We start from the raw sequence: 6,306 nt of genomic DNA, 5'->3' as shown, positions 1-6,306 counted from the left end.
GCTTTCCTCTTTCAGAGTCAAGCGTTTATTTTCGCTTTTCTCTGCTGGTGTTCATCTCTGAACCCCGCTAACCCGGCGGCCTGTAAGCCGTTGTTCCGTGTCAGTGGAGGCGCATTATAGGGAGTTCTTCGGCGGTGACAAGAGTAAATTTGAAAAAAGTTTCTGACCGTGTTTTTTTTCACCAGATTGACCATTCCAGCGCCAGTAATTGCGCTATTTGCTGTTTTTGCCACCATAATCACACTGCTGATGGCATACTCAATAGCACGAGAAATTAAGGAATATGCGTTATGCCATTAAGCGCACAGCAGCTGGCGGCCCAAAAAAACCTCTCTTATATGCTGGCAGAGAAGCTAGCCCAGCGAATTTTGACGGGTGTCTATGCGCCAGGAACGATTCTCCCGGGTGAACTGGAGCTCGGTGAACAGTTTGGCGTTAGTCGTACCGCCGTTCGGGAAGCCGTAAAGACATTAACCGCAAAGGGCATGGTATTACCTCGTCCGCGTATCGGTACGCGCGTATTGCCGCAAAGTAACTGGAACTTCCTCGATCAGGAATTGCTCTCCTGGTGGATGACCGAACAAAACTTTAATCAGGTTATTGAGTATTTCCTTGTTATGCGCAGCAGCCTGGAGCCGCAGGCTTGCTTGCTGGCCGCAACGCAGGGAACGGCAGAGCAGAAAGCACGTCTGAATACATTGATGGCAGAGATGGTGGAACTGAAGAGGAAGTTTAATCGTGAACGCTGGATTGAAGTGGATATGGCCTGGCATGAACATGTCTACGAGATGAGCGGCAACCCCTTCCTGACCTCGTTCGCTTCGCTGTTCCATTCGATCTATCACACCTATTTCACTTCTATAACCCAGGACGAAGTGGTGAAGCTGGATTTACACCAGGCCATTGTCGACGCCATTCTCGAGAGCGATGGGCCGCGAGCCCTGAGCGCCAGTCAGGCATTACTTGCCGCACCAGCCAGGTAGAGGACAATGAATGACCATTAAAAAAGCGCGCAGTATGGCCGGCCTGCCGTGGATAGCGGCGATGGCCTTCTTTATGCAGGCGCTCGACGCCACCATCCTTAACACCGCGCTTCCCGCCATTGCCGAAAGTCTGAATCGCTCTCCACTGGCGATGCAGTCAGCCATTATCAGTTATACCCTGACGGTCGCGATGTTAATCCCGGTTAGCGGCTGGCTAGCCGACCGTTTCGGTACGCAGCGTGTCTTTATGGTGGCGGTATCGCTGTTCACACTGGGATCGCTGGCCTGCGCGCTCTCGGGATCGTTAACTGAACTGGTTATCTTCCGTGTGCTTCAGGGTGTTGGCGGGGCGATGATGATGCCTGTCGCGCGTCTGGCACTCTTACGGGCCTATCCACGCAGTGAATTGTTGCCGGTACTGAATTTCGTGACGATGCCAGGGCTGGTTGGGCCGATACTGGGCCCGGTGCTGGGCGGCGTGTTTGTGACCTGGGCGAGCTGGCACTGGATATTCTTGATTAACATTCCTATCGGAATTGCCGGGCTCCTTTACGCCCGTAAGTGCATGCCCAACTTCACCACGCCGCGGCGGAAGTTTGATATGCGCGGTTTCTTCCTGTTTGGCCTGAGCCTTGTGCTCTTCTCGAGCGGAATGGAGCTTTTTGGCGAAAAGATTGTCGCCAGCGGGTTAGCACTGTCGGTCATCTTCAGTGGGGTTGTGCTTTTTCTTCTTTATATACGTCACGCGCGTCGTCATCCCACACCGCTCATATCACTCTCTCTGTTCAACACCCGTACCTTTTCAGTCGGCATTGCCGGCAATATCGCTTCACGTCTCGGTACCGGTTGTGTGCCGTTTCTGATGCCGTTGATGCTGCAGGTAGGTTTTGGATACCCGGCGCTTATCGCGGGCTGCATGATGGCCCCTACGGCAGTGGGATCGATTCTGGCTAAGTCAGGTGTGACGCAAGTACTGCGCCGGTTGGGTTACCGTAAAACCCTGGTGGGCGTCACCATCTTCATTGGCGTGATGATTGCGCAATTTTCGCTGCAGTCTGCAGCGCTGCCGGTGTGGATGCTGATCTTGCCATTGTTTGTATTGGGGATGGCGATGTCGACGCAGTTTACCTCGATGAATACTATCACCCTCGCGGATCTCACCGATGAAAACGCCAGCAGCGGTAACAGCGTGCTGGCCGTGGCGCAGCAACTCTCAATCAGTCTGGGCGTTGCGGTTAGTGCGGCAGTTCTGCGGTTCTATGAAGGTTTCGACGGTTCTAATACCGTCGAGCAATTCCACTATACCTTTTTAACGATGGGAGCCTTAACGGTGGTCTCGGCGCTGGTCTTTATGTTGTTGAAGCCGAAAGATGGCAGCAACATGATTAAAGAGCGTCACAAACCTAAACCGACCCCCGTTCCATCAGAACAGGAGTAAGCTGCAGCCGCTGTTGCTGCAGCGCGGGTTGCGCCATTCGATGGATCAGCACGTCAATGGCCAGCTCTCCCAGTTCATCTTTAGGTTGATGAATGGTAGTGAGCGGCGGTGTCATATAGCGCGCCAGTTCGATGTCGTCGTAACCCACAATGGCGATGTCGTCCGGCACGCGAAGTCCCGCCTGATATAATGCCTGATAAGCCCCAACCGCCATAGCATCGTTGCCAATAAATACTGCCTGCGGCCGCTCTGCTTTTTGCAGCAGCGTCTGCATCGCCTCGTAACCCCCGCTGAACTCAAAATCGCCGGTAATTTGATAGCCATCCGGGACGGGTAAACCTGCACGCGCCATGGCGACCAGAAAACCTTCCAGGCGCAGGCGTGCCGGCGTTTTATCCAGCGGCCCGGTAATGCAGGCGATGCGGGTATGGCCTTTATCGATAAGATGCTGGGTCGCCATATCGCCCCCCAGCAGGGAGTTATCCTGAATCAGATCGCTGGTGCCGTCGAACGGCGCCCAGTCCATCATTACCGTCGGAACGGAAGGGTAGCGTTGGATAATCTCCTTCGACGGCTGATGCGTTTCGGTGCATAGCAGCAGTAACCCGTCGACGCGTTTCTGCATCAGCGTTTCCAGATTACTGTTCATACGTTGCTCGTCACCTTCGGTATTACACAGCACGAGGCTATAGCCCCGTTCAAAGCAGCTGCGCTCTACGCCGCGAACAAGTTCCGAATAAAAGGGGTTGGTACTGGCGGTAATAAGCATACCGATGGTGCGCGTCTGGTTGAGCTTAAGACTGCGCGCCAGCGCCGAAGGCGCATAGTTGAGTTCTTTGACTGCAGCTTCAACCTTCTCCCTGATCGCCTCACTGACGAAACGATCCTTATTGATAACGTGGGAGACAGTGGAAGTTGAAACGCCCGCCATGCGGGCGACATCTTTCATTGTAGCCAAGCATTACCCCTGTTGACTTAAGAAGTCATCAATCTCGTTACGCCACGGAACGGAAGGCTGAGCACCTTTACGGGTTACCGCAATTGCGGCAGCGGCATGTGCAAAGCGGATGGCATCGTCCAGAGATGAGCCTTCCAGCAGCGCGGTCACCAGCGCGCCGTTAAAGGTATCGCCCGCGGCAATGGTATCGATCGCTTTCACGCGGAATCCAGCCACACGACGACCTTCCCCCTTGACGCTGGCCCACACGCCGCGACTGCCAAGCGTGATGATAACGGTTTCGATGCCTTTATCATGTAACGCCTTTGCCGCACGCGCCGCGTCGTCGTCGTTTTCAACGCGAATGCCCGTCAGCTTTTCCGCTTCGGTTTCGTTAGGAGTGATGATATCCACCAGCGCCAGTAGCTCGTCTGATAATACACGGGCCGGCGCAGGATTAAGTACGACAGTGGTATGATTTTCATGCGCAATTTTCGCGGCTTCAAGTACGCTTTCAACCGGCGACTCCAGCTGCATAAGCAGAGCCTGAGCGCCTGCAATAATGTCACGCTGCGCCTCCACCCTTTCGGTGGTCAGCTGGGCGTTTGCGCCCGCATGAATACCGATAACATTCTCACCTTCGCCGTTGACGAAAATTAACGCCACCCCGGTAGACTCGCCTTTGACCACGCTGATTGGTGTAATATCGATATTGTCGCGTTGCAGCTGCTGACAAACGCGCTCGCCAGTATCGTCATCGCCCGTACAGGCAATAAACGCAATGCTGGCACCGCTGCGCCCGGCGGCAACGGCCTGATTGGCACCTTTACCACCAAATGCAACCTGATACTGGTTACCGGTTACGGTTTCGCCTGGGGAGGGGAATGAATCAAGGTTAAGAATGTGATCGGCATTAATACTGCCAAGGACGACGAGCTTACCTGCGGTTTTCATAATTGAGTGTCCATCTGAGAGCGCCACCGGGGTGACCCGGTGGCGTATGCCACACTTTTCTTTATATGTTGTCCTTCAGGCAGCCTGTTACTGCCTGAGCTGCATATTACTGCTTGATGACCAGTTTCAGGTCAACGGGATATTTGGCCTGAACTTTTTCGCCCTTCAGCACTTTGTCAGCAGTCTGCACGCCAGTAACGCCGATCTGCTCAGGCAGCTGAGCAATGGTCGCAGCCAGTTTGCCATCATTTACCGCTTTTTCACCATCAGGCGTGCCGTCAAATCCAACCACCATCACATCTGATTTACCTGCGGTCTGCAATGCACGCAGCGCGCCCAGTGCCATTTCATCGTTCTGAGCAAATACCGCTTTAACATCCGGATGCGCGGTCAGCAGGTTCTGCATGACGTTCAGCCCCTTAGTGCGGTCGAAGTCAGCGGGCTGGCTCGCCAGGACGTTAAATTTGTGGGCAGCAACGGCCTGCTGGAAGCCTTCACCACGCTCACGGGCAGCAGAGGTACCGGCGATACCCTGCAGTTCGATCACTTTCGCGCCTTCACCCGCTTTCTTCGCGATGTAGTCACCCGCAATCTTGCCACCCAGCACGTTGTCAGAGGCGATATGGCTTACCACTTCACCTTTGCTTGCCTGACGGTCAAGGGTAATGACCGGGATGTTAGCCTGGTTAGCCATCTTCACGGCGTTACCTACCGCGTCGGAATCGGTTGGGTTGATCAGCAGAATTTTAGTACCGCGAACGGTCAAGTCCTGAACGTTAGCCAGCTCTTTCGCCGGGTTATTCTGGGAGTCCAGAACCACCAGGTTATAGCCCAGTTTGTCTGCTTCTTTCTGTGCGCCATCCTTCAGGGAGACGAAGAACGGGTTATTCAGCGTAGAGATGACCAGCGCGATGGTGTCTTTCGCCATTGCGTTCGCACTCACGGTTGCGCTCAGTGCTACAGCAGAAACCAGGGTAGCCAGTTTTTTCATGTTCATATCAGAGATGTCCTGTAGTGTCGTCAGTTACTGTTTTTTGTTGTCTACCAGTACCGCCAGCAAAATCACCACTGCTTTAACGATCATCTGGTAATAGGAGGAAACACCTAGCAAATTCAAACCATTATTCAGGAAACCGAGGATCAATGCGCCGATCAGGGTCCCAACAATACGACCTTTACCACCCGCGAGGCTGGTACCGCCCAGCACGACTGCCGCAATGGCATCCAGCTCATAGCCCGTACCCGCCGTCGGCTGTGCCGAGGAGAGACGCGCCACTTCGATAATGCCTGCCAGTGACGCCAGCAGGCCGGACAGAGAGTAAACGATAATTTTGACTTTATTAACGCTGATACCGGACAGGCGCGTTGCCGCTTCGTTACCCCCCAGGGCATAGATATAACGGCCCAGGCGGGTATGATGCAGCATGTACCACGCCGCCAGGAAGACAAACCCCATGATCCAGACAGGGGTCGGAATGCCCAGCGGACGGCCAATACCAAACCAGCCAAACAGATCGGCGTTGTCGGTAAAACCGGTATTTACCGGACTACCATTGGTATAAACCATGGTGACACCACGCAGCAGCAGCATCATAACCAGCGTGGCGATAAACGCCTGGACGCGGCCTTTAGCCACAATCACACCGGTTACCGCACCAATTGCCGCGCCGGCAGCCAGTGCAGCGGCCACGGCCACCAGCGCGTTAACTTCAACGCCAACAATCGACGCAGCGATGGCGCCGGTTAGCGCCAGCAGAGAACCGACGGACAAGTCGATCCCCGATGTTAAGATCACCAGCGTCATCCCAACCGCCATAATGGCGTTCACAGATGTCTGCTGAAGGATATTAAAGAGGTTATTAATGGTAAAAAAGTTCGGGCTCATGGTAGAGACAATCGCGATCAGCACCAGCAGGGCAATCAGCGATTTTTGTTCCATCAACCATGCCTTAGTGAAATAACGGCGACCAGAAACAGCCTGGGTAGTCATCTTC

General features: G+C 54.2%; 6 protein-coding genes. 2 read left to right on the top strand and 4 right to left on the bottom strand.

Features of this window, described 5'->3' with window-relative positions; genetic code table 11:
• Positions 1-290 precede the first annotated feature (290 nt).
• On the top strand, positions 291-983 hold the full coding sequence (locus tag B3511_RS03235; protein WP_040077682.1) for a FadR/GntR family transcriptional regulator: 693 nt from the start codon (positions 291-293) through the stop codon (positions 981-983).
• 10 nt (positions 984-993) lie between these two features.
• A complete protein-coding gene (mdtD, locus tag B3511_RS03230) occupies positions 994-2,421 on the top strand; it encodes a multidrug transporter subunit MdtD (protein WP_046886372.1) in 1,428 nt (475 codons plus the stop codon).
• Here the strand turns inward: mdtD and rbsR are convergent.
• The 4 genes from rbsR to rbsC all read right to left on the bottom strand — a co-directional run bounded on the left by rbsR (position 2,387) and on the right by rbsC (position 6,302).
• Positions 2,387-3,379, bottom strand: a complete 993-nt coding sequence (gene rbsR / locus B3511_RS03225) for a ribose operon transcriptional repressor RbsR (protein ID WP_154298904.1) — start codon at positions 3,377-3,379, stop codon at positions 2,387-2,389. The genes mdtD and rbsR overlap by 35 nt on opposite strands.
• Positions 3,380-3,382: 3 nt before the next feature.
• Entirely contained in the window at positions 3,383-4,312 is a 930-nt protein-coding gene (gene rbsK, locus B3511_RS03220; RefSeq protein WP_212478230.1) for a ribokinase, read from the bottom strand.
• Between the two features lie 106 nt (positions 4,313-4,418).
• The gene (rbsB, locus tag B3511_RS03215; protein ID WP_040077687.1) at positions 4,419-5,309 is read right to left on the bottom strand and encodes a ribose ABC transporter substrate-binding protein RbsB; all 891 of its coding nucleotides are present in this window, start codon (positions 5,307-5,309) and stop codon (positions 4,419-4,421) included.
• 27 nt (positions 5,310-5,336) lie between these two features.
• Entirely contained in the window at positions 5,337-6,302 is a 966-nt protein-coding gene (gene rbsC, locus B3511_RS03210) for a ribose ABC transporter permease (protein ID WP_046886370.1), read from the bottom strand.
• Positions 6,303-6,306: the final 4 nt, after the last annotated feature.

The sequence above is a fragment of the Leclercia sp. UBA1284 genome (genome assembly GCF_002308415.1).
Taxonomy (GTDB): Bacteria; Pseudomonadota; Gammaproteobacteria; order Enterobacterales; family Enterobacteriaceae; genus Enterobacter; species Enterobacter pneumoniae.
This window is presented reverse-complemented; position numbering and strand designations above follow the sequence as displayed.

Coding starts and splice junctions, on each gene's coding strand:
- B3511_RS03235 (WP_040077682.1), top strand. CDS start 291: ATGCCATTAAGCGCACAGCAGCTGGCGGCCCAAAAAAACCTCTCTTAT.
- mdtD (WP_046886372.1), top strand. CDS start 994: ATGACCATTAAAAAAGCGCGCAGTATGGCCGGCCTGCCGTGGATAGCG.
- rbsK (WP_212478230.1), bottom strand. CDS start 4,312: ATGAAAACCGCAGGTAAGCTCGTCGTCCTTGGCAGTATTAATGCCGAT.
- rbsB (WP_040077687.1), bottom strand. CDS start 5,309: ATGAACATGAAAAAACTGGCTACCCTGGTTTCTGCTGTAGCACTGAGC.
- rbsC (WP_046886370.1), bottom strand. CDS start 6,302: ATGACTACCCAGGCTGTTTCTGGTCGCCGTTATTTCACTAAGGCATGG.